Origin of the sequence: Chitinophaga varians, from assembly GCF_014529945.1 — a bacterium.
GTDB classification, from domain to species: domain Bacteria; phylum Bacteroidota; class Bacteroidia; order Chitinophagales; family Chitinophagaceae; genus Chitinophaga; species Chitinophaga varians.
Genome location: NZ_JACVFB010000005.1, coordinates 513,170 through 537,224, shown reverse-complemented (window position 1 = coordinate 537,224; position 24,055 = coordinate 513,170). Strand labels below are relative to the sequence as shown.

Annotated in this window: 21 protein-coding genes; 11 read left to right on the top strand and 10 right to left on the bottom strand. The window is 48.7% G+C overall.

Features of this window, described 5'->3' with window-relative positions:
- Positions 1 to 4: 4 nt before the first annotated feature.
- Entirely contained in the window at positions 5 to 841 is an 837-nt protein-coding gene (locus tag ICL55_RS25600) for an MBL fold metallo-hydrolase (protein ID WP_188102832.1), read from the bottom strand.
- 96 nt (positions 842 to 937) lie between these two features.
- Between ICL55_RS25600 and ICL55_RS25595 the strand changes: the two genes are divergently transcribed.
- Complete coding sequence (locus ICL55_RS25595; RefSeq protein ID WP_188102830.1) at positions 938 to 1,312, top strand: winged helix-turn-helix transcriptional regulator; 375 nt, start codon at positions 938 to 940, stop codon at positions 1,310 to 1,312.
- Positions 1,313 to 1,361: 49 nt separating this feature from the next.
- On the opposite strand, the gene ICL55_RS25590 is transcribed toward ICL55_RS25595, so the two are convergent.
- Positions 1,362 to 2,297 carry a gliding motility protein GldB-related protein gene (locus tag ICL55_RS25590; protein WP_188102828.1) on the bottom strand — a complete coding sequence of 312 codons (936 nt, stop codon included), beginning with the start codon at positions 2,295 to 2,297 and terminating at the stop codon, positions 1,362 to 1,364.
- A 135-nt stretch (positions 2,298 to 2,432) separates the two neighbouring features.
- On the opposite strand from ICL55_RS25590, the gene ICL55_RS25585 reads away from it, so the two are divergent.
- Positions 2,433 to 2,984: a dihydrofolate reductase family protein gene (locus tag ICL55_RS25585; protein ID WP_188102826.1), complete on the top strand. Its 552-nt coding sequence runs from the start codon at positions 2,433 to 2,435 to the stop codon at positions 2,982 to 2,984.
- 16 nt (positions 2,985 to 3,000) lie between these two features.
- On the opposite strand, the gene ICL55_RS25580 is transcribed toward ICL55_RS25585, so the two are convergent.
- Positions 3,001 to 3,951: a helix-turn-helix domain-containing protein gene (locus tag ICL55_RS25580; RefSeq protein ID WP_188102823.1), complete on the bottom strand. Its 951-nt coding sequence runs from the start codon at positions 3,949 to 3,951 to the stop codon at positions 3,001 to 3,003.
- Between the two features lie 87 nt (positions 3,952 to 4,038).
- Here ICL55_RS25580 and ICL55_RS25575 point away from each other — a divergent pair, with 87 nt between their 5' ends.
- Together ICL55_RS25575 and ICL55_RS25570 are read left to right on the top strand one after the other, a co-directional pair.
- Positions 4,039 to 4,965, top strand: coding sequence for an NADP-dependent oxidoreductase (locus ICL55_RS25575; protein WP_223151591.1), 927 nt, complete (start codon positions 4,039 to 4,041; stop codon positions 4,963 to 4,965).
- 10 nt (positions 4,966 to 4,975) lie between these two features.
- Complete coding sequence (locus tag ICL55_RS25570) at positions 4,976 to 6,199, top strand: MFS transporter (RefSeq protein WP_188102821.1); 1,224 nt, start codon at positions 4,976 to 4,978, stop codon at positions 6,197 to 6,199.
- 39 nt (positions 6,200 to 6,238) lie between these two features.
- Here the strand turns inward: ICL55_RS25570 and ICL55_RS25565 are convergent, their stop codons facing one another.
- The 3 genes from ICL55_RS25565 to ICL55_RS25555 form a co-directional block, all read right to left on the bottom strand.
- A complete protein-coding gene (locus tag ICL55_RS25565) occupies positions 6,239 to 7,342 on the bottom strand; it encodes a DUF2911 domain-containing protein (RefSeq protein WP_188102818.1) in 1,104 nt (367 codons plus the stop codon).
- Between the two features lie 262 nt (positions 7,343 to 7,604).
- The gene (locus ICL55_RS25560; protein ID WP_188102816.1) at positions 7,605 to 9,968 is read right to left on the bottom strand and encodes a mechanosensitive ion channel family protein; all 2,364 of its coding nucleotides are present in this window, start codon (positions 9,966 to 9,968) and stop codon (positions 7,605 to 7,607) included.
- 290 nt (positions 9,969 to 10,258) lie between these two features.
- A complete protein-coding gene (locus tag ICL55_RS25555; protein ID WP_188102814.1) occupies positions 10,259 to 11,128 on the bottom strand; it encodes an MBL fold metallo-hydrolase in 870 nt (289 codons plus the stop codon).
- A 119-nt stretch (positions 11,129 to 11,247) separates the two neighbouring features.
- On the opposite strand from ICL55_RS25555, the gene ICL55_RS25550 reads away from it, so the two are divergent.
- The 5 genes from ICL55_RS25550 (at position 11,248) to ICL55_RS25530 (ending at position 15,940) form a co-directional block, all read left to right on the top strand.
- Positions 11,248 to 11,859, top strand: a complete 612-nt coding sequence (locus ICL55_RS25550) for a Crp/Fnr family transcriptional regulator (RefSeq protein ID WP_188102812.1) — start codon at positions 11,248 to 11,250, stop codon at positions 11,857 to 11,859.
- 68 nt (positions 11,860 to 11,927) lie between these two features.
- A complete protein-coding gene (locus ICL55_RS25545; protein WP_188102810.1) occupies positions 11,928 to 12,638 on the top strand; it encodes a hypothetical protein in 711 nt (236 codons plus the stop codon).
- A 170-nt stretch (positions 12,639 to 12,808) separates the two neighbouring features.
- Positions 12,809 to 13,789, top strand: coding sequence for an aldo/keto reductase (locus tag ICL55_RS25540; protein ID WP_188102808.1), 981 nt, complete (start codon positions 12,809 to 12,811; stop codon positions 13,787 to 13,789).
- Between the two features lie 13 nt (positions 13,790 to 13,802).
- On the top strand, positions 13,803 to 14,762 hold the full coding sequence (locus ICL55_RS25535) for a cyclase family protein (protein ID WP_188102806.1): 960 nt from the start codon (positions 13,803 to 13,805) through the stop codon (positions 14,760 to 14,762).
- 173 nt (positions 14,763 to 14,935) lie between these two features.
- On the top strand, positions 14,936 to 15,940 hold the full coding sequence (locus ICL55_RS25530; RefSeq protein ID WP_188102803.1) for a metallophosphoesterase family protein: 1,005 nt from the start codon (positions 14,936 to 14,938) through the stop codon (positions 15,938 to 15,940).
- 44 nt (positions 15,941 to 15,984) lie between these two features.
- On the opposite strand, the gene ICL55_RS25525 is transcribed toward ICL55_RS25530, so the two are convergent.
- The 4 genes from ICL55_RS25525 to ICL55_RS25510 form a co-directional block, all read right to left on the bottom strand.
- The gene (locus ICL55_RS25525) at positions 15,985 to 16,410 is read right to left on the bottom strand and encodes a hypothetical protein (RefSeq protein ID WP_246496582.1); all 426 of its coding nucleotides are present in this window, start codon (positions 16,408 to 16,410) and stop codon (positions 15,985 to 15,987) included.
- Between the two features lie 2 nt (positions 16,411 to 16,412).
- Positions 16,413 to 16,763, bottom strand: a complete 351-nt coding sequence (locus ICL55_RS25520) for a DoxX family protein (RefSeq protein ID WP_188102801.1) — start codon at positions 16,761 to 16,763, stop codon at positions 16,413 to 16,415.
- 285 nt (positions 16,764 to 17,048) lie between these two features.
- Positions 17,049 to 17,993 carry an FkbM family methyltransferase gene (locus ICL55_RS25515; protein WP_188102799.1) on the bottom strand — a complete coding sequence of 315 codons (945 nt, stop codon included), beginning with the start codon at positions 17,991 to 17,993 and terminating at the stop codon, positions 17,049 to 17,051.
- Between the two features lie 114 nt (positions 17,994 to 18,107).
- Entirely contained in the window at positions 18,108 to 19,085 is a 978-nt protein-coding gene (locus tag ICL55_RS25510) for a gliding motility protein GldB-related protein (RefSeq protein WP_188102797.1), read from the bottom strand.
- A gap of 172 nt (positions 19,086 to 19,257) precedes the next feature.
- Here ICL55_RS25510 and ICL55_RS25505 point away from each other — a divergent pair, with 172 nt between their 5' ends.
- Both ICL55_RS25505 and ICL55_RS25500 read left to right on the top strand, forming a co-directional pair.
- A complete protein-coding gene (locus tag ICL55_RS25505) occupies positions 19,258 to 20,154 on the top strand; it encodes an archaemetzincin (protein ID WP_188102794.1) in 897 nt (298 codons plus the stop codon).
- A 317-nt stretch (positions 20,155 to 20,471) separates the two neighbouring features.
- On the top strand, positions 20,472 to 24,053 hold the full coding sequence (locus tag ICL55_RS25500) for a T9SS type A sorting domain-containing protein (RefSeq protein ID WP_188102792.1): 3,582 nt from the start codon (positions 20,472 to 20,474) through the stop codon (positions 24,051 to 24,053).
- Positions 24,054 to 24,055: the final 2 nt, after the last annotated feature.

Genomic DNA, 24,055 nt, shown 5'->3' with positions numbered 1-24,055 from the left:
TTTTTTAGTGTTGATGAATGCCTGTAAGTTCCTTCCCTACCCGGTCTGCTGACAGCCCTACCATAAATTGACAACCATAATCCGGGAAGGCAGTTAACATGACCTGTTCAAATTGTTTTCTGCTGTTATCATCAAAAATGCCGGTGCCATTGGTATTTTTTAGTACTGCTGAACAATACCGCAGGAAGTATTCCCGCTGTTTGCCGAAATCCCGGATGTCACATACCGGTCCGTGTCCTACATAAAAGGAGTGGAAGTCTTTCAACGCAGGAGTCAATGTTTCCAGATTGGCTAGCCAGCGCAGGATACCACCGTCGTTCATATAGGTATGATTGTTTTTGTATAACAGATCACCGACGAAAGCAGCTTTATTTTCATCTTCCAACAACCAGATAGAGTTGGCATCACAATCCCCTCCTGCTCCGATATCCATCACAGAAAATGTCATGCTGCCAATACGTACCTGGTCACCGTTATTGACCAACTCCGTGGGATATGACCATTGCGGTATCCATTCTTCTCCAAACATACCCGACCACTGTGCATGTTTGACTTGTTCAGTATCCTGCATTAACTGTTTTACCGCTGGTACGGCAAACACCGGAATATCCTGCTGTTGTTTAACGTGATAGGTACCCGCCACGTGGTCCGGATGCCCATGTGTGAGAATGATTCCTGCAACCGGTTTTCCCAGTGCATCGGCCTGTTGCCTTAATGCGAGGCTGTCGCTTCTGGTAAGTGTGGTGTCTACCACTACCAGCTCGTCTGCTCCTTCCACGATGAAAGCATTTACCTTCAGCATCGGCTCTTGTGAGCTATAAGTATGAATTCTTGTTTTCATTTTTTACTTTTGAATTATTATTAAGAGCACCAAAAGTAAATCGCTTCGGCATCGTACACAATAACTGTCAATTCTGACAGGTGCAAAAAAAACAATATGATTATCAACGGAAAAAAATTCGGATTCAAGCTCCGGGGAAAAACCTACCACTGTGCGATGGATATTACGATGGATTATATCGGGGGTAAATGGAAAAGCGTCATTCTGTGGTACCTGAGAAATAGTACCATGCGATTTACGGAGCTACGTCAGCGAATGCCGGATATTACCGAGAAAATGTTAAGCCTTCAGTTAAAGGCGCTGGAAGAGGACGGATTGATCCAGCGGGAGTCTTTCGGTGCCAAACCACCACTTCGTGTGGAATATTCTTTAACCCCATTTGGAAAAACCCTTATTGAACCTCTCGAAAGTATTGCCAGATGGGGACGGGAGCTGGGAGAAACAGAAGGCACTGTTGAAGAAATGGACTAATAGAACACTTCCACACAAGTTAATATTTAAAACAGGGCGTTTAATTGTACTACTGCATATACCCGGAAGCAGCCAGGAACTTATCCAACCCGGCTAGCTGCTCATTGTCCAGTTTTATCATATAGTCGATGGCTTTAGCCTTGTCTGTGGCATGCTCATAATAAGACTTACAGATGGCGTATCCTACAAAGTACCCGAGGTCAACGCCATTGTACAACCAGTCTTTCAGGTTAGTTCCATGCATCTCCTGTTTGAATTTTTGCCATATTTCCTTTTCATGCTCTTTACCATAACGCATATACGGCGTTTTTAAAGGGTGCTGCAACAACAATTCCGCCATAAAATCGCATAAGCCTTCTGCTATACAAAACCCAAGCAGGTTGGTACGGGCTTTATCCTCCATATCCCCGCCCTTGTGCTGCGTATGCGAGAGCTCATGGGCCACAATCTGCAAAATGCCCTGATTGTCTTTGAAATAGCCTTGCAGAAAAGGATTAAGTCCCACCGCATTAGTAGTGCTGTCTGATGACCCGATCTCTGTCCCTATCAGCACCTCCGTTTGTGTAGTCGTCCCTCCTGTTCCCATATATCCGATGGTGAAATAAATGGCCGGTGTCTTAAAGGAGGGATATAGCCTTTTATAGGCCGCTATTAACTTTTCAATATCTGGTTTACGCGCTTTTACTTTCAGGGTGTTGGGCCTGATAGATGCCCAGAATTCGGGATGAGCCGCAAAACTCTTCTGAAATTTTTCCGGTGTCCAGTTCCTGATGCGGGCCAGTTCTTTTAACCCTTTGGTGCCTTTATCAAGATACATGGTCTGTATGAGTTGTAATTGCTGTCCGGCATCCTTCACCGTATGTACGCTATCGAAGGTTTTCCAAAACAGATCAATGTCTGCATCGTAAATATTCGTTTGTGCGCTAAGTGTGGTCGTTACAAAAGATGTCAGCAACAGCAGGACAGTGTTTCTAATAAAGTGCATACGATAATTGGTTGAAAAGGGTGTATAAATATAGGCATGTTTCCGTTTTATTGCCTTCTATTTTTGTCGTAAATCCCCCTCACTATAGTGAATGCTATCATTTATTTTTGATGTAAATCTTTAAAAACCATTCACATGAGAACGGTAACATTCGGTATGAACATTAGCCTGGATGGCTATTGTGACCACACTACTTTTACGCCCGAAGAAGCGCTTTACGACTATTTCACCAGTATGATGGAAGATGTAGACCTGCTCTTTTTCGGTCGTGTGATGTATGAACTCATGTTTCCCTACTGGGCTGATGTGGCAAAGAACCAATCGGGCACAGCAGATGAAATCAGTTTTGCGGAGAAACTGACTTCTATCGATAAGGTGGTTGTGTCGAGAACGTTAGAAAATGCACCGTACAATACCCGGATTATTCGTAGCAATCCCGCGGCAGAATTATTGACACTCAAACAGCTGCCTGGCAAAAAAATCTCGGTAGACAGTGTCAGCATGCTTCCGGAATTGATCACAGCAGGCCTTATCGATGAATTCCGTTTGGTGATCCATCCGGTGATAGTAGGGAGAGGCAGACGATTGATCGACGCCGGCAGCCTGCAGGAAAACCTCCATTTAAAGTTGGTAGATACCATCACCTTCAAATCCGGATGCGTAGCACATCATTACCAGAAACGGTAGCTACCGCCTGATCAGATTATTTTTTCACCGAAAACTTTTTCGGCTTCATTCCCATGTGCGCTTCAAACACCCGTGAAAAATGGCTAAGGTTGGAAAAACCCAGTTGATAGCCTACTTCCGAAACGGAGAGCTGGCCTTCTCTTAACAGTCGCGCGGCTTCTTTCATTCTGCTCTTTTGATAGTGATCGAAAATACTGTCACCGAAAATTTGCCGGAACAATGTCCTTAGTTTAGTGGCACTCATATTGGCTTCTGTGGCCAAATCCTTTAGTACCGGCGGTTCATCAAGATTTGCAAGCATGCGTTCTCTAATGGCATAGATGGTTTGCGCATCGGCCCCTTTCACAGGATACAGCTGTTTCTCCGGTCTTTCTTCCAGCTTCATCAGTAACATGCAGATGAGCTCTTCCGCTTTGATTTTTCTGAAAACCCATTTAAAATGCTCGTCCACCGTTTCGGAGATAATTTCGTCCAGGATCTTTTGGATGCCTGGTGAAATCATCTGTTCAAATAACAACGGCTGGGTATTTTGGGATAGACTTTGCAACACCGGAGACTTTTGGGAAAGCGCAAAAAGCTCCTCTAAATATGATGACCCCACTTCAATATTAATGGAAGAAGTGTCTTCCCGGATAGAAATTACCTCATCGGTATTAAACCGGCTGGTGGCTATCAGCACCGAGGGACTTTGTTGCACGAAAAGATCCGATTGGATATGTTGAAACTTGAACAATATCGTTTTCCCCGGCGTATTCACTTCTGGGTTGTCCATGGTGATCTCTTCATTCAATCCGTAGTTCAGAATAAGTATCCGGATGTTTTCGTTGAACACACAGCCCGCACAATATCCTTTCCCATATAACGCAGGAATGTCGACCCTCCCGTTCTTAACTTTTACGCCTAATAATTTGGCCAGGCGGAACAGGATGGGCGGCGTAACATTATTGGACAATTTCGAATTTGTCATTTACGACTATTTTATAGCTAAATATAGCTATTTTATCCCCAATCATTATCTGAACTTTGCTTCATCGAATCATTAAATGTAATAGACATGAATGCAAATGTTCTCATGAAAGCGATCCAATACCATGCCTATGGCACGCCTGAAGCGGTGCTTGCAGTTGCTCACATCCCTGTACCCGGGCCTTTGGCCGGACAGATACGCATAAAAGTCCGTGCTGCCGGTGTTAACCCATCCGATTGGAAACGGATGGGAGGACAGTACGAGGGTTTTGAGGAAGTCGTTTTCCCTTCCGGGATGGGCGTAGAAGCGTCCGGTATTGTGGATGCGATTGGCGAAGGCGTAGACGGTGTCCATATCGGCGATGCCGTTTTTGGTTACGGTAACGATACCATGGCCGAATATGCGATTTTATCACATTGGGTAAAAAAGCCCGAAGGTGTTCCTTTTGAAGTGGCGGGGGCTATCCCGGTTGTTTCAGAGACGGCCTGGCGCTGTCTGGACGATTTACATGTCAGCGCAGGCAGCACTATTCTGGTGAGCGGCGCAGCGGGCGGGATTGGCTCTGCCGTAGTGCAGCTGGCACGCAGGCGCGGGCTACAGGTAATTGGCACCGCCAGTATCCGCAATCAGGATTATTTACGGGCACTGGGCGCTACACCTACTACTTACGGCGACGGACTGAAGGACCGCGTAAAAGCGCTTGCTCATGATGGAATAGCCGGCGCGCTGGATATCGCGGGTTCCGGCATTATCCCTGAACTGATCGACATCGCGGGCGATCCTTCAAAAGTGGTATCAGTAGCCGATTTCTCCGCCACGGAATATGGCGCGCGCTTTTCAGACGGTCCTCCGAGAAATATCCATCACGTGCTGACAACAGTGGCCAACCTATATGCGAAAGGGTTATACCAGTTGCATATACAGGCTGTTTTCCCACTGGAAGAAACGGTCAAAGCCCAGACTATCAGCTCTCAGAAACAAGTGAGAGGCAAACTGGTGATTGTTGTGAACTAACTCCTTTTTTATGAAAAGAAAAACCCCCTTATTTATCCTGTTGGCCATTGTGCTCCTGAATTCAATAGGATTTTCCATCGTACTGCCACTGCTGCCTTTTTTGGTCGGCAAGTACTTACCCCAACAACAGGTAGTAGTCGGCATGAGCACATTGCTGTCTGTATATGCTGCCTGCACCTTTTTTGCTGCCCCGGTGCTCGGTGCGTTGAGCGATCGATTTGGCCGCAAAATCATTTTAATCATTAGCTTGCTGGGATCAGCTGTAGGCTTTGTCTTGTTCGGCATTGGCGGAGCTTTATGGGTCCTCTTTCTGAGCCGGCTCATTGACGGGCTTACTGCCGGAAACATCAGTGCCATCTTCTCTTACATCTCAGATATGACAGATGCGAAAGAACGTACGAAATGGTTTGGTTACGTAGGGTCTGTCATGGGCATTGGTAAAATCGGCGGGCCTGCCCTGGGCGGGCTGTTAGGCAGTATCTCCGTGGCGTTGCCATTTTACATCACGGCTTTTCTGATATTCCTTTCCGCGCTGATGGTCTATTTTCTATTGCCGGAATCCCTCGAGGCACATAAGAGGACCAAACGTGTTGCTTTCAATAGCTTCAACGTGTTTTCCCATTTCAACAGTATTTTCAGTCTTAAGGGTGTCGCCATATTACTGAGTATAGGCGTGTTGTTCTATATCGGATTAGGTATTTTCCAGTTCAACTTCACCCTTTTCCTCAAAGACGTGTACCGGTGGACACCTGCACAGATCGGCAGTTTACTGACCCTCGTCGGCATCTGCGATATTTTAGTACGGGCAGTGCTGCTGCCCCGATTGCTGGAACGCCTTCCCCGTAAACAGATCAGTATTGCGGGCCTGCTCCTGCTGGCTACGGGACTGGCATTGATCCTGTTCAGCGTGTATGTCCATACCGCCTTGTTGATTGCCCTGGCCGTCATCCTGATCATTTCCGGAGAAGGGCTGTTTGAGCCAACCTATACCGGCAAACTCTCCGAAGCGGTGGATGAAACACAGCAGGGAAAATTGCAGGGCGTGAATCAAAGTCTGCAATCCCTTACCAATATTCTGGTGCCTATCGGCGGCGGAGCCATCTATTATTACAGTGCAGGCTGGTTATACGTAGCTGCTACAGCCGTTATCTTCCTGGCCGCTTTCATCTATATTAAGTTGATACCCGCAGTAAAAATAAGGTCACTCCTTCCGCAGCAAAAAGCCTTCAGATAAACACTGAAGGCTTTGACTTTTATATCAGCGATGAAATCGTCAGTTGATATCTTTTCCTTCCTGAAGCGTCTTTACCATTTTCTCCAGCCGGTCTTTGTTGGGCAGATCGGGCGCCTGTTCCCGCGCTTTCAGGGCATAGCCCAGCGCCTTCCGGTAGTCGCCGAGTGCTGAATATCCGCGGGCCATACCTGCGTTCGTCAGGAATTCGTTGGGGTGTTGATCGTAATCTATTTTAAAGATGTCGAATGCTTCCTTGCCTTTTTTGAGATGTGCAAGATTCCTCGCGTAGAAATACAGTTCATTCATATCGCCGAAGGGCAGCGCTTTTTTCATCACGGCCATCGCTTCCTGTCCTCTGCCGAGACTATCGAGGATAGCGGCTTTGGTGCTCCAGGCCTGGAAGCTTTTGGTACCACCGGTGCTGACGCTGGTGGCGGTATCGGCCCATAGCAGGGCTTCTTCCAGGTTGGTATTATTTTGCAGACAGAAGCTGGCCGCGGCATTCCATGTTTGCCAGATGAAGCCACTGCTACCGCGCAGCTGATTGCGGAAAGAGGCAATCTGCGTTTTTACCAGGTCTACATCTATTTTAAAAGGAATCACCAGCTTCTCCCATTCCAGGGCAACAGTAGCGCTGGTGGGCGTTTGATCGGTGAATTCATATTTGAGCCATTCCACACTTTTATCCGTGGCAACAGGTTTTACTTTTATACGCAAGGCATCTTCCGCAGGATCGTAGTAGAAACTCCCCCACGAGCTGGCGTTTCTGGAAAAGATAAGCGTGCATTCAGTGGGATCGTAGGCCACAAAGAAGCCATAGGTGCCGGCAGGAAGCGGCTGTCCATCTATCTTCACATCAGTGGAGAAAGTGATGGTGGTGTTTTCATTGGCGCCGGCCCGCCAGGGTGCCGCTTTGGAGGTGCCAAAGCCAAGATTAGCGAACCCCTTATGGACCACCTCTCCCCAGATATGACCTTCCCTGTTTTTGACCCCGGGCCGACTGTAGTGGATGGTCACCTCTGTAATACCGATACCTTCGCTGACGGAGGCCGTTTTGTTACCGCCACTGGGTACCGTATTGAACTGGGCATGAAGGGTAACGGCCATCAAAAGGGCCATAAGGGTGATGACAGTCTTTTTCATTACATGAAATTTAGGTAAGCAAAAAAGGTATCTATGGGGCTTATACATCTACAGAAGCTAAGCCCGGTAGATAGTGATTCAATAACGTACAGAAAAGTTAACACTATTCAGGCATACTGCTTTGTCTGTTATTGTCCTTTTTTGACCATTCATCATAATAGCTACTGCATCAGGGAAACAGCCAGGCTTCCACTCTCTTTGGCAAAAGCAAAAACCCGCCATGATGGCGGGTTTCATTTTTAGTGAATCATAAGATTGCCTGTTAGGACATCGTAATCTCATTATCTTTCAATCGCTGATACATCTGTTGTAACATACGGCTCTTAAATGCTTCCTCCTGGTGTACATTCTGGATCCATACCTGTAGCTTCAGGGCTACGTTGTTGTCATTAATACTCTTCACCAATAATTCGGGCGCTACTTTGCCGAGAATGGCATCTGAACCGGCCACCTCTTCCAGGATAATTTTTTTTGCCAGCGGCAATGCTGAAGAGGGAGCGATAGTGATTAACAATTCTGTTTTGATATGATTATTGCTCAGTGTCCAGTTGATCAGTTTGGAAGATAACAGATCACCATTGGGAACGGTGACTTCCGCGCCTTCTGTAGTCACCATTCTGCTGGACCGGATACCGATGTCTTTTACCCGGCCTTTCTGTCCGGCTACCTCCACATAGTCGCCAATCTTCAGCGGTCGTTCAAAGATGAGGATCACGCCTGATACCAGGTTGTTGACAATGTTCTGCAAGCCCAAACCAATACCTACGCCCAGGGCGCCCAGTACTACGGTGATTTTGTCCATCGGTAAACCGGAAGCTGCGATGGCAATCAGAAAACCAGCTACCAGCACCAACAGGCGCAACAGCAGCAGCCGGGAACTTTTCTCCTTTACCTCACCGACCATGTCATCATCTGTCTCCCCAAAAAAATAACCGATATACTTCTGGAACAGATTGGATATTAACAGAATCACAAAGAACAACAGGATATTACCCAGCGTGAAAGAAGTATTGCCAATAATGCGGGGAGCGGTAATCAGGCTGCTGATACCACTGTATAAATCATTATAGATATTCAGATTGGTGGTAAACACCATCAGCCATAATACCACTACCAGTATCACCAGCAGCTTGTGCAGTCCTCCGCGTATCTTTTCAAAATCAAAGCGGGCAGTGATGCCACCGGCAATGCGGCTGGCCTGCATCTGAAGGTAAAAAGCTTCTTCCACGATCTGTATAAATACGGTGAGGCCAATGATTTGCAATAACCCGGCGATCGCGGCGGTGCTATATACCTGCGCGATACTTAAACGACCATACAGGTTGAACAGTGCCGCCAGTACGTTTAATACAACAAAGACCATGGATACGATCCTGACCAGCCTTCCGGCAGATAAAGTTTTGTAGATACGGAAATAAATAAACAAACCCGTTACCACAGACAAGCCATTCAGTACCAGCATCCATATCCGGACACGCACATCAGGCACCACCACCGCCGCAGTTCCGGTGGTCAGCAGGTATAACACCACAATGGCGATCCAGTAAACAAACATGCGGCGTTCCCACTTGCGCCAGAACAACACCGTGAGCAAAATCAGTAAAAAAGACTGTAATCCGTCTATATAAGCTGCCGGTGCATGCAGGTCAAAGAAAGAGGCGATATTCAGTATGATCACCAGCGTACCGGAAAAAGGAAGCGCCCGCAGGTACCTGATATACGGCGGCTGCAGCAATTCGCTTTTGCCGGCCTTTTTTATTCTTCTGAATTGTTTATTTACCCGGAAGAAAAACACCAGTCCTATCAACAACATCCATAACCAGTTATCGGAATGGGTGCGGGTGTAATAATTCAGTATTTTCCCCAGTCCTTCAAATGATTTGGAAGATTGCTGCGTCAGTGTGGCAGCGGAGGAATCGTTGCGGCCTTTATCCTCCCAGAGGTAGTTATATTCTTTACTGAGAGATTTGATGCTGAAAACCCGCAATTGTTCATTGACCTTGTTTTCCAGTTCTATCGCTTTAAAATAGCTGCCCGAAACGCCGGCCTGCAATACGGTAATTTTATCCAAATGCAGTGTAGTAGCTTTCTTTGCCTCATCCCATTTACCTTTTAGCTCTTTTAATTCGGGCAGATAAAATTTCCGGAAAGTAGTATCTGCTTTGATTTGCCGGACGAAGGAGTCTTTGGTAAAAGCCATCATCTCGGCATTCATTCGCACGAGTTCCTTGTTATAGTCGAACAACCGGGAGCGCCAGTCGTCCAGATGTTCCCGCATATCGGTCAGCAATACGTGGAACATTTGCAGGTTGCGGATATTTAAAACTTTATTGTACAGCTTCAGGTTATCTTCAATCGTTTGCAGGTTGGATTTTATTTCCGGCAGCTCTGCTTCCATACCGCGTGTATCAAATCCCCGCGATGTGATGTCATTGATGCGGTTCAGGGTGTTGTGAAGTTCCTCCATGCGTATCAACAGGCTGTCGGCGCTGAGCTTCGCGGGGCCTGGTGTGGCGGTGGCAACGGAGTCTTTTCCGGATTGCGCGTTAGCCGGGTTTCCCAAAAAATTAAACCAGCACAGGAAAACCAGTAATACCGGTATCCACTTCGTGCATGTGCCATGCATTGGTTTTGTCATGTGTATATCAGGAGTAATGTCCCGTTCAACAAGCATACGCGCTGACGGGAAAGTTAAACAAGCCGTAAAAGAGGTGACGGGTTATGGGATCAATTAAAAAAAGCAGGACAAATATAATGATATTTTTTCAATTGTACATTTTCTTTGTTCTTCAATATCCGGAAATAACTGGTGAAGATATACCCGTACCGGGCAGGAAATCCTTTTTTGCCTGATACCACAAAAAAGCCTCCAGGTATCAGTACCTGAAGGCTTTTTATTTTATCATTGGCATGCAGTTACAACGTCACTACTTTTCCGGCCGGAACGATTTTCAATCGCTTCGCATAGGCTGTAGTGTCCAGTGTATGCTGCAGCGTGGCAATAGGCTCTACATACATAGAAAAGGTGGAGTGATGCACCGGCGCAATCACATCAGGATGCAGGGTTTCAATGATCCTTAAACAGTCCGGTGAATTTAATCCGCGACGGCCGATACTGCCATCAGCACCTACCGCGCCCATATCCGGGATAAACAGGTTGATTTTTCCATAACGGGCGTACTGCTGCATGTCATCAAACCAAACGGTATCGCCTGTCCAGTATACCCGGTACACCTTTTTACCAACGGTATACTCAACGATATAACCATTGCCTTTCCCCAGTTCCGTTTTTAATGGATCGTCTTTGGCGTGCATGGCTTCCACAGCGATGATACGCAGCGTTTCATTTCCTTTCTTAAATTCGGTCGTATCGCCCCATTTAAGCCCGGCAATATGGGTAAATCCCCAGTCCCGGAGGGTGGATATATTAGCAGCCGGCGCTACTACGTTCAGTTGTTTATTCAGGGTGTTTCTGGCCTCACGGTCAAAGTGGTCCGCATGCGGGTGGCTCACCAGCAGGATATCTATCTTCGAGGTATCGAATGCCGCAGGGGCAATATAACGCTGAATATAAGCGTTGGCCGCTCCGGTAGAAGGATGTTTTTTGATCATAAAGGCAGAATCTCCCTTGGGACTAAACATGGGGTCGGTCAGTATTTTGAAATTCCCCAGCTGTAAAACGTAAGTTGGTCCGCCTATCCATTGGAATGTTTTTTGGTGCTGGGCCGCTGCTGATCCTGCGAATAAGACGCCAAGGACAAACAGGTAGATTTTAAAGGATTTCATTGTATCTGTTGATTTTGATAGGTCAAAGCTACGGCGACAAAGACACAGAAAACATAGACAATCCTGACAATTGCATGGACAATTCAATATCCCCATAATCTCACTATATTTATTACCAAATGGATAAGGAACCCCTCATCATATTTGTCCGGGACACGCTCTCGTCATCCCATCTTTCCCCTTCAAGGCAGGTCCTGGAAGAGATAGCGGGTTATTTCGAACCTCAAAGCTTTGAGAAAGATGAACTGTTTGTCCGGGAAGGACAGGTCAGCACCGGCAGCTTCTTTATGACGGAAGGGTTTATGCGGGCGTTTACACGCAACCCTGAAGGGGAAGAGGTGACTACCTACTTTTACAATAGCAACCACCACGTTTCTGAGATCACCTCTCTTTTCACGCGGACCCGGTCGATGGAAAACATCCAGGCCGTTACGGCCTGTCATGGATTCTTCCTTTCCATCGAGCAGTTAAACACGTTATTCCACTCGGTGCCCGAGTTCCGTGAATTCGGACGCGCTATGCTGGTGAAAGAATTTACCGCCTATAAGAAGCGAACGTTATCGCTTATCAACCAAACGGCTGAAGCGCGGTATAGTGATCTGATCAATACCAACCCGGAAATATTCCGGCATGTACAACTTAAGTACATTGCTTCCTACCTGGGCATCACCGATTCCTCTCTGAGCCGTATCCGCAAAGAGTTCTCAAAAAAGAAGGCCGACGGCCATTAGTTGCCATATGGCAAGTGGATTGTTGCTACGATAGCCGTTCTTTGCGTAGTAGACCAAACCTTCTATCCATGCAACCTTTACCGTTTTACGTTTATATCATTTTTGATCTGACCGTTATCGCGACCATTGCGTTGTTTTATAAGGCTGCTAACAGCTCAAAACGGTTCCTGGTCATTGTTTCCCTTTGGGCCGTTTTTCAGTCCATATTGGGCATGAATGACTTTTATACGGTCGACACCACACCTCCGCGGTTCTTATTGCTCGTAGTGCCGCCGGTGCTGTTACTCCTGATCACCCTGATGGTCCCTGCCGGCAGACGATTTATCGACGGCCTGCACATCAGGACCCTAACCATTTTACACACTATCAGGATACCGGTAGAGATGGTCTTGTACTGGTTGTTCCTGCACAAAGTCATTCCCCAGGTGATGACTTTTGAGGGCAGGAATTTCGATATCCTCGCTGGTTTATCGGCCCCACTGGTCTGGTATTTTGCGTTTGTGAGCGGAAGCCTGAACAAGACAATGCTTTTGATATGGAACCTGGTCAGCCTGGGCCTGTTACTGAATATCGTCACTATTGCCATGGTGACGGTCAGCGCGAAAGTACCGCCTGCCGGGCTTGCGCTGCCTACCATCGCCCTTGCGTATTTTCCTTTCCTGCTGCTTCCTACGTGCCTGGTACCGCTGGTTTTGTTTTCACATATGGCCGCGATCAGGCAGCTGCTAAAAGAATTACTCCCCCATTCTTCAGCATCGTATCACCCACATTCCGTATAGCCTGAGGATAGGATAAGGAAATCCGAGCCCCTCCTTTGCTGTCCCCGCTATCTGCGAAGCGGGCCCTGCTTTTTATCATCATTTTTCTGATACAAACACATTATTTATACTATTTTAAGAATAGTGTAAAAGGGCGGACTTTTGCATTGTCAAATCAAAAAAACAGAAAAATGGAATACAGAAAGTTAGGACAGTCTCCGCTCGAATTATCCGCCATTACTTATGGTGCATTTGCCATCGGAGGCGCTATGTGGGGAGGCAATGAACGGAAGGACTCGATTGCGGCGATCCATGCTTCTATCGATCATGGCGTTACATCCCTTGATACCGCGCCATTTTATGGCTTCGGGCTCAGTGAAGAAATAATTGGTGAGGCCCTGGTGGGCAAAGACCGCAGCAAAATACAGATACTGACCAAATTCGGCCTGGTATGGGACGGCAGCAACCAAGGCAAAGGTGAATTTTTCTTCGACGCAGCAGAAAACGGAAAGACGATACCGGTATATAAATACGCAGCAAAACAAAACGTGATCAAAGAAGTAGAGGAAAGCCTTCGACGGCTGAAGACCGACTACATCGACCTGCTACAGTTGCACTGGCCGGACGCCACCACTCCCATCGATGAAACAATGGAAGCCCTGGAGTTGTTAATCCGGCAGGGGAAGATCAAAGCGGCCGGGGTGAGCAACTACAGCCTTGAACAGATGGAAACTGCGGCCAAAACAATCGCCCTTGCTTCTAATCAGGTGCCTTATAGTATGCTGAACAGAAGTATCGAACAGGACATAGTGCCTTATACAACGGCGCACAACATCGGTATCATCGCTTACAGTCCGCTGGAGAGAGGCTTGTTATCCGGTAAATACTTTGCTGATGCAAAGTTAAAAGCGGATGATCATCGCAACGGCTACTTTGGGCAGTTCAACCCCGAAAAAGTGAAAGCTTTATTAGCAGCCCTTCAGCCGCTGGCAGCAAGCAAAAACGTATCGCTGGCACAACTGGTGCTCCGCTGGACAACCCTGCAGAAAGGCATCTCCGTAGTATTGGCAGGCGCACGAAATGCAGCTCAGGCCGAAAGCAATGCCAAGGCCACAGACATTACGTTAACAGCAGAGGAGCTGCAATTTATGCAGCAGGCACTCGCAAAATAAAAGTATATACAACATGAACACGTCAATTTTCCATAAAATATCCATACTGGCAGGCGCCGTTATGATAGCCGCCCTGCCTTCTCTCGGACAAAAGGCAGATACCAGCTGGTACCACTCTGCCTACGGCCACCAGGATGAAATCGGCGCCGCTAACCTGCTGACACCGGAAATAGTGATGCAGTCCATAAAACTGGTAAAAACAGGTAAAACACTGCCGCTGGCCGTTCCGGTCGACAAAAACCTGCCGGCATTCCGTCACCGCAGTTTCCACCTGTACAACATCCAACCAGGCGAACAGGGCGGAAAAACACTCGGCCCCAACAAATTCAGCTTCAACGATGAACTGGTGAATGCCTGGACAGGCGTAGGTACACAGCTCAACGGCATTGGTCACATCGGCATCGACAACGTGTATTATAACGGCAACAAAGCCGTGGATTTCGTTACCGTGGAAGGCGTGAAAAAACTGGGCATCGAGAAAGTGCCGCCCATGGTCACACGCGGCGTAGTGCTGGACATGACAGCATATTACGGCAAAAAAATAGTGCCCGGCGGTACAGAGTTTACCGTTGCCGATATACAGGCCGTGCTGAAAAAAGAAGGCCTCACCCTGCGTAAAGGCGATGTAGTGCTCTTTAATACCGGCTGGCTGGAACTGATCGGAAAAGACAACAAACAGTTCCTGGAAGTAGAACCAGGCATCGGTATGGAAGCGGCCAAATGGCTTGCTGATCAGGGTATCATTGCCTTTGGCGGAGACACCTGGGCATCTGAAGTATACCCCAACCCCGGCACCAAAGAAGAATTTCCTATTAACCAGTTTATGCTGGCGAAAAAAGGCATCTACAATCTGGAGCTGATCGACAGCCGCCCGCTGGTGCGCGATAAAGTATGGGAATTTCTGTTTGTATTAGGACAGCCGCTGTATGTTGGGTCCACACAGGTAAACATCAACCCTGTTGCCATCTACTAACGCATTACGGATAAACGTATTTGTAAAACCCACGCTGATGCGTGGGTTTTCTTTTTTATACTGATTACAGACAAATCACTTGTGGCTTGTCCTTTTTATTTGTAGTTTAAAACCCGTTCTATCCAACTGTTTTCTGATCGCCATCCAACACGGCCAGAAAAAATAACATCATCATGAAAAGGAGACATTTTCTCAGAAACACCTCGTTATCACTGGCAGCAGGTTTAGGCACGCCCCTGCTCACCTCCGCAATGCCACCGCTACCAGGAAAAGATACCTTCACGCCTATACGCTTTGGTATCATCAGCGATCTGCATCAGGACTTTACCCACGATGCGCCCGCGCGGCTGGAAGCTTTTATCAGCGATATGCAGCAGCTTAAACCGGATATGATCATCCAGCTGGGCGACTTCTGTCAGCCTAAGCAGGAAAACAAAGCGATCATGGATATCTGGGACCGGTTCAACGGTCCGGCTTACCACGTAGTAGGCAATCACGAAACCGACGGCGGCTTCACTCCTGCCGACGCGGCGAAATACTGGAAAATTCCCAACACTTACTATTCGTTCGATCTGAAAGGATATCATTTTATTGTGCTCGACGGTAACGACACGAATCCTGCCCACCAACCCAAATGGAAATACGAACGTTTCATCGGCGAAGAACAGTTACAGTGGCTGGCAAAAGACCTTGACAGCACATCATTGCCGGTCATCGTATTTTGCCATCAGGGATTTGATAATGACAATGCCGTAGAAAACGCGGCCCAGGTAAGGTTGCTGTTTGAACACGTCAACAAAAAAGCAGGCTTCCGTAAAGTGCAGATGGCCTTCTCTGGTCACTTTCACCAGGATTATTATAACTGCATCAATGACGTACATCACGTGCAAATCAACAGCGCCACGTACTTCTGGCGGGGCACCCGTTATATGGATGAACCATTTGATGCCGCCATCCACAAACAGTATCCACTGATGAAATACATGTCTTTCTACCGCGACCCGCTGTGGGCGCTGGTAGAAATTCACGCTGACGGCACCACGAAAATAACCGGCCGCAGCAGCAGCTTCATCGGCAAAACACCGACAGCGCTGGGCATGCCGGAAAATGACTGGACCTATCCTGCCGTGCCTTACATTTCCAATCGCACCATAAAACTGAGTAAACGCTCGTCATAAAAGAAACGCCCGGCAATGGCCGGGCGTTTCTTTTATTCACTGCTTTAGTAGGTTGCCTGCCCGATATCCAGCCGGTCGAACTTCCCACCTGCTCCCTCGTGGAACTTAAAGAACACTTTAAAAGTGCCCCAGCTACCAGCCTTGAAATTGCCATACACGTCTTTGCCTTCGTTTTCCACTTTATCGATAGACAGGAATTTTTCATTCCCCAACGCTTTACCAAAGAAAGATTTAAAATCGACCGCATTACCGTCATCGGTCATAGCCGGATGGTCTGTGAAAAATGAATACCAACTTTTATCACCGGCCTGCAACGCCTCGATGGCTTTTCGTACAGCCGGATGGGTTATTTTAGCGACATCCATAGTTTGTTTTTTTGAAGATGATTGTTCCGCTGTTTGCCGGGGATGATTTTGTCCTTTCACCGCCACCGGCAAACCCAGCGCTATGAAGAAAATGATCCTGTACATGACTAAGCTTTTTTGAGCGGGTATTGCAGGTAGATGATCACCAGATTGAGTAACAGAAAAGGCAGTTCTATCAACACACCTTTCAGATCTTTATCCATCAGGTGAAAACAGATAATCAGCAGGATGCCCAATGCCATCAGAAAATTTCCCCAGACAAAAGTTCTCGGAAAAAGGATGAGCACCGCCGCCACCATCGTAATGATCCCGTTGATCATCACACCGGTTTTTCCAATACCCCATTTACCAAACATCTCCAGCATTTCCGGTTTTCCTGAAAACATGGCATAACCTTGTTTTAAGCCCATACATACGGCAAAAAGAATCAATACAATATTGATGATTTTTAAGACCATGACAAACAGTATTAGTATAATCAATGGGAGAAACCAGTGTATGATAGTTCATGCACGGCTAATGGTAACAAAGCTCGACAATATAAGTTACTGAATTATGGTGAACTTTTCGTTTTTTTCAATGGAACTTCCCGGAGGCTATTTCGACAATAGACATCCCTGACGGTATCGTATCTACGCTTGCCGCATATGGTTTCATACCGGGATATTTTATCTTAAATATAACCTAAAAAAGGACCGCCCGCTCATCTGAGCGGGCGGTCCTTTTTTATACAAAACAGATTATTAAAACAGTTTACGCCACACGTGGCTCATGAAGCGGAGCTTCCACAAGCTACGGCGGATGTTCTTCACACTGCCACGGCGCAGCTCTTCAAAAATGGGCGTTTTATATTGTTCCGCCCCTTGTGATGCGATCTGCAAAGCCAGACCGTGTTCTTCATTGAGCGTAGCTATTACCCATCCCAGGAGCAGGTCGCGTTGTGAGCGATGGGCGCGTGCATCGAAGTTATTGAGGTACACCATTTCGCCCCATCCGGCAGTTTCCCGGTGGGAGGCGGCCAGCAGCTTCTGCATAAAGGGGCTGGAGCTAATGCTCTTCAGCTGCTCCTGTGATATGCGGTTAGGCCCTTTCACCGTGATTTCGCTGAGGAAAAACGGCAGGTTGTCCATATGCCGCAGCACCGCGTGCAGCTTATCTTCGCCATGATAGGCATGCATGATGCCCGGTTCAAATTCTGCTATTTTAATATCACGGGCCATCTTATCATCCAGCGACTGGAAAATACGCAGGTCCAGTCCCTGTGAATCGGTCTTGAACCAGTCGATGTACCCAATATTCAGCTCCTGCAACACTTCCGGGATGGTGCGGGTCATCAGCCTGGTTTCCCTTTCCACCTCAAATTTATCCGCAAAAGCATAGGGTTTTAAATCCTCTGTGCGGGGCACCAGAAAACTGGAGCAGTAAGGCGACTGCGTCAGATAGAACGGCTGCCCGTCGCTGGAAGTATCCGCCACTACGCAGTTAAAAACATACAGCTTCCGGTAATTATCATTCTCTTTGACGATGTAACCGTATTTCCGGTCATCCGGATCGAACGCAATACAGACAGCATATTTAGCGATCTTCTTCCATCTGAAATGGATGGCGCCCGATGCTCCGATATCCACCAAAACAGGCGGCTGATTCGTTAATTCCGGTGTATTGAGTACTTTATCTATTAATGACATCTGTGTTCTCCTGTTTAATTGGATGCGGATAACCCGCTGAAATACTTGTAAATATAAGCACCATTCGCAATATATAAAAATAACAATGGCCATCTCTTACCGGCCACAGGCGGCCTACATCCGGTCGTAATATCCGGATTTCTCTAAAAATGCCACTACGGCCGCCTGGTCACCATAATTCAACGTGATGATGTCTTTTATCGCCTGACTTTTATTTTTGGCCTGTTGGTAGTAAGATTTACAAATGGTATATCCCATAAAATAACCCAGGTCGCCCATTGTTTTGGTGGTGGAACCGTTGTACAACCAGTTGGAAAAATCTTCCCCCAGCATTTCTTTTTTGAAAGCTTCTTTCAGCTCTTTCTCGTTCTTCCTGCCATATTGCAGATAAGAATTCATCAACGGTTCTTTCAGGATCAGCTCCGTAATAAAATCACAGGCGCCTTCGTTCAGCGCCTGTCCCAGTAGTATTTTGGCTTCCGACCGTTGCTGGGTATGCACATATTCATGTACCACCACGGGAATGATATTGTCTGTGCTTTGCGTCTGGAAGAAGTTCGCCAGCCTTTTGTCCGGGAACTCAGATACGTCGGTATTTTTATTTCCGGTAGCGATTTCCGTTCCTATCAGCGCCAGCGAATCCTGTACGGTGCCGGCCGCGCGTACGGCCGTGATCGTGAAGTACAGTTTAGCCGGACGAAGATCGGGATACAGTGCTTTAAACTCCCGGATATGTGCTTCGATAGCGGGAATTTTGGGTTTTATCTTCAACGTATTTTCCCGGATAGAAGCCCAGAATTTAGGATACTTATTGATAGCCGTTACCAGTCTGGCGGCATCGAACCTTCTGAGTTTCATGAACAACCGGAGCCCTTCTGTAGCCTTGTCAATGTACAGCGCCTGCATAAAGGCGATCTGCCGGGTGGTATCATTCACTGTCTTCACACTATCAAAGGCAGTCCAGAAGTGATCAACATCGGACGTGAATACTCGGGAATCCTGTCCCTGAACGCGGGCGGAGCAGGTGAGCATCCCGATGATGACCAAACAGTATACAGGGATATTGTGTAGAAAACCGGTTTTTCTTTTCATGTAAGGTTCGATTTGTTGGCGGAGGATTTATCGGGTAAAATAAAGAAAAACGGTCATCTCCCCAATTATGGGAAATAGTATTTTGTGTTATGGAATCCCCGGGTTATTTCATCCTATAGGGGAGACCAAAATTACTGCGGGACTAAAGTTTCCATTTACAATGTTCAACGATATGAAGCTAACTGCTGTTTTCCTGCTGTTATTTGTTGCTGCGTCCTTTTCCTGCAACTACAGACATGCCGACCCGGTGATCGCCGCCCGGAAAGCTTATTTCAACGGCATTGCGCGGAATGATATCCCCCTCGGTCCACCACAGGAAGGAGACTGGCGTGCGGCACACAAAGAAAAAGAACAAACCTTTGAAGCCTATAAGGCTGCACGGCCGGTCAAAACAACGGCCGCCCGATCGGTGATCTATTTGTTGCCGGTGGGTGAATTCACGCCGCTACAGGAGAAAGTACTGGAAGCCATGCGGGAGTATACCGCTATTTTTTTTCAACTGAAAACAGTGCTCCTGCCGGCCCGTTCAGATGATGCTTTTCCTCCCAATACCTTCCGCCAGCGGGAAGATGGTCATATCCAGGTGCTGGCGCCTTACATACTGGACAGCCTGTTAAAAGGCCATATTCCGAACGACGGCATCACGCTGATGGCCATCAGTGCACAGGACCTGTATCCGAAAAGCGACTGGAATTATGTGTTCGGCCTCGCCTCCTATGTGGACCAGGTAGGGGTGACCTCCATTTACCGGCTACAGAACGAAACACTGGACACGGCCAACTATACCACCTGCTTAAAAAGGCTCAATAAAGTCGCCTCCCATGAAATTGGCCATATGTTTTCGCTGCATCACTGCCTCCATGCCCAATGTGCCATGAACGGCTCTAACAACCTTGGTGAAACGGACAGGGCACCCAACCGCCTCTGTTCTGCCTGTCAGCAAAAACTGTATTGGAACCTTCGATATGATAATCAAAAAAGACTGCAGGAACTGGTGGATTACTGCCGTCAGCAGCAGCTACAGCGGGACCTGTACCTACTGCAAAAAGACCTCGACGCCATCGGATAACACATCAATAATATTCCATTCCCCCCGGACTACTCCTTTTTCCGGTAACGTTCTCGGTGATTTATATGCCCGAATGGTTGCAAAGTAACCGGTTTCGGGCGTAATTTGTTTAGAGAAACTGTATCAACCAGCATTATACTATAGCATCAGGGAAGTAGAGAAGCAGAAGAAGCCTGTTCACCACGTCTTTCATATACTGACAGCGTCTTCCATGTAACGTGGAGATAAGCATGACCCATCCGGCCACACGGCCGGCGGGCAGCGCTTTCCGGCAAACACCGCAAATATTTGTCTAACTAATATCCGGGGGAATATTTATGAAAAAATGGCTACTTCATTTATTGCCGGCAACGCTGCTTGTCACCACTGTCACTAACGGCAACGCCTATTCGCAAACTTCTGCTACCGCCACCTGGGCACTCACGGCCAACCAGCAGGTCGTCACCACAGGAAGCATCTCCGCCACGGCCCAACAGCTCTATGGCCTCGTGCATTACGACTACGTTGCCGGCGGAGAGCGTACCATCCCCACAGCCGGCTCCTGGCCCGCGCAAACAGCCGCCGACAGTACGCGCAATATGCTGTATACCGTATCTCCCGCTACCGGCAACACCCTGACCGTAAAGGAAATAGGCGTATCCCTCAGCTTCAACGGCTCCGGCACCGGCAGGGTAAAGCTGTCATGGTCTACGGACAGCATACATTTCACCGATGTCACCACCGACTTTGCATTGGTGTCTTCTTCCACACCAACGGCCTATACCTTCACCGGACTGAATATCAACGTGCGTAACAACGGCAAGCTGTACTTCCGGATTTCCCCGTGGACCACGGGGGTTGTCACCGGGAAATATCTCATCACAAAAAATGTGGTCATTAAAGGACTGACGACCACCGCACCGGTGGCCACCTGGCCGCTCACCACGAACCAGCAGGGCAGCGCCACCGGCAATATCTCCGTAGCAGCACAGACACTCAACGATCTGTCTGTCAGTAGCTACAACAGTGGGCAACAACTATTGCCCGCCGGCGGCAGCTGGCCAGCGGAAACCGGCCCGGCGAACAGCAGGCATGCACAGTTTGCAATCACACCTACCACCGGCAATGCTTTCACGGCCACACAGCTTTCCTTATCACTCGCTTTCGGCGCTACCATCGGCAAGGCGCGGGTGTCGTGGTCCGTTAACGGTACAGACTATACGGAATTGGACACAACGCTTTCCATGGGTACTACCGTCAACACCTATACGCTAAATACACCCGATATTACCGTCACCACCGGCCAAACGCTCTACTTCCGTGTATCTCCGTGGAGCACCGCGGCAGCTAATACCACGCTCGCTATGAGTGATGTGAACGTTGCCGGCTATACGTACATCGTACCGGCTATCACCTGGGCGCTCACTACTGACCCGTCAGCGACAGTATCCGGCGATGTTACCGCTACTGCACAAACCCTCGCCGGCCTGAAAGTAAACAACTACCTCGCCGGCAACGGCGGCCAGCGGCTACTACCGCCGGACAGCACCTGGCCGGCAGCCACCGGTCCGGATAACGGACGATACGTGCAATACACTGTATCGCCCATAACGGGCAACAGTTTCGTGGTGCAACAGGTCACCGTTCCGCTTTCGTTTAATTCCTCCGACTATGCACATGCACGCATCGCGTGGTCCACAGATGGTGCTTCCTTCACCGACTTCACCGCCAATCAGTCACTGACAGCCGGTTCCACACCGGTAGCCTACTCCTTTGGTAATCTCAATATCGATGTGCCACAAGGCAAAACCTTTTACCTGCGGGTATACCCATGGACCACCAGCACCATCCCCAATAAATACCTCGTCACTAAAAACGTGATGATCAGCGGCACCACCTATCCTTTCCGCCAGATCGCTTTCCCCGGCGCTGAAGGCGCAGGCAGGTTCGCCAAAGGCGGCAGGGGCGGCAGCATATACTACGTTACCCATCTCAATAACTCCGGAGCGGGCAGCCTCCGCGACGCTGTCAGTCAACCTAACCGCACTGTCATGTTCAAAGTCTCCGGCACCATCAACCTCCTGAGCGCGTTGGTGCTCACACAGGACAACGTCACCATCGCGGGACAGACCGCGCCGGGAGACGGTATCTGTCTGGCTAACTATGGCTTGGGCATCCGGGCCAACAACATCATCGTACGTTATATCCGGAGCCGTCCCGGCGATATTATCCTCAACCCGAATGATACCGCCAAAGCAGTGGACGCCATGTACAACAACTTCGGGACACCGATTACCAAACCGTATTCCAATATCATCGTGGACCATTGTTCCCTGAGCTGGTCTACCGACGAAGCCGGCTCCTTCTACGCTATCTCCAATTTTACGCTGCAATGGAGCCTGCTGAGCGAAAGCCTGTACAAGTCTAAACACGTGAAAGAAACACCGCACGGCTATGGCGGCATCTGGGGCGGGCAATCTTCTTCTTTCCATCATAACCTGCTGGCCAGCCACAGCAACCGCAATCCGCGTTTCGCCGGCAGCGCCACCACCGGGCAACCGGAACTGGAGTATGTCGATTTCCGGAACAATGTGATCTACAACTGGGTAGGGTCAAGCTACGGCGGCGCCGGTGGCCATCAGAATATGGTCAACAACTACTACAAACCCGGTCCGGCCACCACCGGCGACGTTGCCTGCGCTACCGGTAACCGCCGTCATCGTATCCTGATGTATACGACGTTTAGCCTATCGCTCTCGGGAGACACCGTTCCCGGCGGGAAATTTTATATCAAAGGCAATTATGTCCCCGGCTATTCCTGCGTGGAAGAAACCACCGACACATCGTCCAACAACTGGACCTATGGCGTGCATCCTGATGGACAACCCGGTGCAGCAGCCGCGCTGGCCACGGCCCGTGTCAATACGCCGTTCCCCTATGCCCCGGTGGCCACACAAACAGCACAGGACGCCTATACGGCCGTCACCAACAGCGTAGGCGCCATCCTTCCCCGCAGAGATACAGTCGACAGACGCATCGTCCGGGAAACACGCACCGGCACGGCGACCTTCGGCGACACCAGCTATCATGCGCCCGGCGCAGGCAACCCCTCCGGCATCATCGACAGCCAGAACACCGTTGGCGGATGGCCTACCCTCACCTCTTCTACCTACCCCAATGATACCGACAACGACGGGCTACCTGACTGGTGGGAGAAAATGACAGGCGGCGACTCCCTCGGCGTGGCGGCCAATAGCCTCGACAGCGACGGTTTTACCATGCTGGAACAATACCTGAACGCTATCCCTTCACCTGATCAACCGGTAACATTTACACAGGCTGCCGGCATCCGCACAGGTGGAGATACCGCACGCATCAGCTTCGACATCGACTGGGCCAAAGATGTGTTTGCATTCGGCATCTTCCGTTCCACTGATAACACACATTTCACGAAGATCACCACCATTACTTCCAATATCAACCAAACACATTACGTGACGGATGATGCCACAGCGCCGGCACAAACCTGTTACTACAAAATCGGCAGCTACCGTCTCGATGGCACCGGCGACACGGTGTACAGCCAGACCATCACCCTCGGCAACGCGCTGATGATGCGCCAACAGGCCAACAAAGCGCTGATGCAGGCTTTGTCATCTCCCGTAAACAACAAAAACAATGGCCTCACCATCTACCCAAATCCTGTCGCCGACAGACTGGTAGTAGGCCATCCGGCTGTAAAAGGCAGGGCAGGCATCACCCTGTACACCATAGACGGGCAACGGGTAAAAACCTTCATCGCCGCCCACGGCACTACGGAAACACGAATCAACACAGGAGCACTAAGCAATGGCACCTATCTGCTGGTAATGGACAACGGAGGAACAAGGACAGGAAAGGTGTTCATCATTTTTAAATGATT